This window comes from Streptomyces sp. NPDC005151 (assembly GCF_053599875.1).
This window is the reverse complement of sequence record NZ_JBSFYR010000227.1, coordinates 1-2,534: the sequence shown is the minus strand read 5'-3', so window position 1 is coordinate 2,534 and position 2,534 is coordinate 1. Positions and strand designations below refer to the sequence as shown.

Sequence of the window (2,534 nt, the reverse complement as noted above, 5' to 3'; positions counted from 1 at the left end):
GACTCATCGACCCCAGCCAACTCGCCACATATGTCATGCACGCAACATCAACGCCAGGATGACGCAACACACCCCATTAATTAATCGACGCCCCCCACCCGCCACGAGATAACACCCCACGACAGCAAAACCGACCCCGGTCTCTCACCCCATGACAGTGACAGCCCACCACCGACAACCCACTGACCAGCAGCAGAACACCACAACCCCGCCCCTCACCACTGACTCTCACCACCACTGACACCAGACCGAGAGATCGCAAACTGGCTGGCCCGCAGAGCACCACTTCCACGATCTCCTTGCTGCTAGCCTCTGGTGCTATGTGCAACAGAAGTCAATCGTGGTGGCCCGCTTTCCTGCGGGTCTGACTCCTGTTGCCCTCTTCTAACAGGCCAGCCACCCCGCGTGGTGGTTGGCTATGGCGGTCGATCACTCCACGGGCCCTGGCGAAGATCTCGTAAGGGAGCAAGTGATGATCAGACTGTCGGGAATCACCCCCTCGGGTGAAGCACACCTGGGCAACTACCTGGGAGCCGTTCGGCGCTGGGCCAGGGAACCGGGCCTGGGGGACCTCTACTTCGTCAGCAATCTGCATGCCATGACGACCCCCCATGAGCCGGATCGCCTGCGGAAGCTGACCGAGCACCAGCTCGCGATCCTCATCGCGTCCGGAGTCCCAGCCGAGAGCATGTTCGTGCAATCCGACCTCATCCATGAACACATGGCGCTTTCATGGCTGCTGGAGTGCACCTGCACCTTCGGAGAGGCCAGGCGCATGGTGCAGTTCAAGGAGAAGTCCGACGGCAACAGCTCGGTGCGCCTGGGTCTGCTCACTTACCCGGTGCTCATGGCGGCGGACATCCTGCTGCACGGTACGACAGAAGTCCCGGTCGGCAACGACCAGAACCAGCACGTGGAACTTGCTCGCACCCTGGCGCGTCGGTTCAACTCGACATACGGCGAGGTTTTCGTGGTCCCCGAGGCGGTTCTGCCCACGGCGGGTGCCCGGATCCGAGATCTGGCGAACCCGGCCAAGAAGATGTCGAAGTCGTCCCTGGAACGGGACGGTATCGTTTACGTCCTGGATGATCCGGCCGTCGTCCGCCGCAAGTTCCGGCGTGCCGTGACGGACGGGTTGAGCCGGGTCGCCTACGACCCGCAGGAGCAGCCCGGCGTCGCCAATCTGCTGGAGATCCTGGCCGCGTGCACCGACACGACCCCTGCCGCCGCCGCCGCTGGCATCGCGACCTACCGCGAGCTCAAGGAGTCCGTGGCCGAAGCGGTCGTCAATGAGTTGGCACCCGTCCGTGAGCGAGCCCTGGACCTTCTCCAGAGCGGCTCCGAACTCCGGGAGATCCGTACCGCAGGAGCGGACCGCGCCCGGGATCGGTCCGGGTCCCGTCTGAACCGCGCGCTGGAACTCGCGGGAGTGGGCTGAGCGCTGCCCGGAGCGGGAGCAGGGTGAGCTCCCGCTCCGGGGCTACTACCAGTACCGGCACACGGTCACGCGGGCGCGTGCGAGGAGCAGCCGGTCCCCGGCCGGGACGACAGCCGCCGGTACATCGACGGCGTGTGCGGCAGCACCCCCTCGGAGGCGAGCCGGTGCATCACCTGCCGCAGCGTGGCGCCGCCCTCGTAACCCTCCACGATCTCCCGCGCCCGGTCCACGACAGCCGGCCACCGCACCCGCTCACTGGTCATAGCGGTACAAGTACCCCTTGGCCCGCAAGGCCGAGGCCAAGGCCAAGGGCAACGTCACCCCCATCACCAAGCCGACCCGCCTCAAGCGCGGCCACTGACCCCGCCGGCCCCGGCAACGCGGCCGTGGTGGGGTCAGTGGTCACCGGCCGATTCTCCCGCAGAGGTGGCCCGAATCGGGGCCAGGGCCGTATGGGCCTGGTCGATCTTGATGAGGTAGGGGGCGACAAAGCCGTCGTAGTCCGCTTTGCGTTGGGCCGGTAGATCCCGCCAGCCGGTGATACGGCCACGGCAGCGGCGCGAGCCGCACCGGCAGCGGGCGGCGAAGTAGTCGACCGAGTAGTTCCGCATCGCATAGTCAAAAGTGATCTCGTCGCCTACGGCGATGGGCGCGCGGGCGACGAAGTCGTGAGCACCACTGGCATTGAGGCGGATCCCGCAGTTCGGTTCACACGAGTGGTTCACCTTCGAGACGAGCCCGCCGTGTAACACGAAACGTTCCGCACTGACCTGGGAGGCGTGGGAGTGATTGCGGTCCAGTTCACGGTCGATGACACCAACCATCACCGTCTCATCGATCTGGAAAGGCCGGGTGACGAAAACACCCTCTCCTTTTTCGTGAGTTCCCCGGAGTTCGAAGCCTTTATCCATCGTCGCCTGCTCTCTGCGGGATCAGCACGCCCGCGGGTGATCAAGCTGCGGGCACGACAAAATCGATGCGCCGCCGAGGCGCTCCTCGACCGTAAGCATTCAGTAGGTCGGTGGCGGGCTTCGCGTCTGATGATGTGACAGGTAGTGGGTGGGTGCGGCAGGATCTGTGGTCATGTCGTCCGGGT

General features: G+C 65.2%; 3 protein-coding genes. 1 reads left to right on the top strand and 2 read right to left on the bottom strand.

Annotated features, from left to right (window positions below):
• Positions 1–472 precede the first annotated feature (472 nt).
• Positions 473–1,438 (top strand): tryptophan--tRNA ligase, encoded by a 966-nt coding sequence (trpS, locus tag ACWD6R_RS40275; RefSeq protein WP_451823301.1) that lies wholly within the window; start codon positions 473–475, stop codon positions 1,436–1,438.
• A gap of 65 nt (positions 1,439–1,503) precedes the next feature.
• On the opposite strand, the gene ACWD6R_RS40270 is transcribed toward trpS, so the two are convergent.
• The gene (locus ACWD6R_RS40270) at positions 1,504–1,701 is read right to left on the bottom strand and encodes a hypothetical protein (RefSeq protein WP_451823300.1); all 198 of its coding nucleotides are present in this window, start codon (positions 1,699–1,701) and stop codon (positions 1,504–1,506) included.
• Between the two features lie 132 nt (positions 1,702–1,833).
• Positions 1,834–2,349 (bottom strand): SET domain-containing protein-lysine N-methyltransferase, encoded by a 516-nt coding sequence (locus tag ACWD6R_RS40265; protein ID WP_451823299.1) that lies wholly within the window; start codon positions 2,347–2,349, stop codon positions 1,834–1,836.
• Between the last annotated feature and the right edge of the window lie 185 nt (positions 2,350–2,534).

Excerpts from the sequence above, each read along its gene's own strand:
- trpS (WP_451823301.1), top strand. The coding sequence starts at position 473 with ATGATCAGACTGTCGGGAATCACCCCCTCGGGTGAAGCACACCTGGGC.
- ACWD6R_RS40270 (WP_451823300.1), bottom strand. The coding sequence starts at position 1,701 with ATGACCAGTGAGCGGGTGCGGTGGCCGGCTGTCGTGGACCGGGCGCGG.
- ACWD6R_RS40265 (WP_451823299.1), bottom strand. The coding sequence starts at position 2,349 with ATGGATAAAGGCTTCGAACTCCGGGGAACTCACGAAAAAGGAGAGGGT.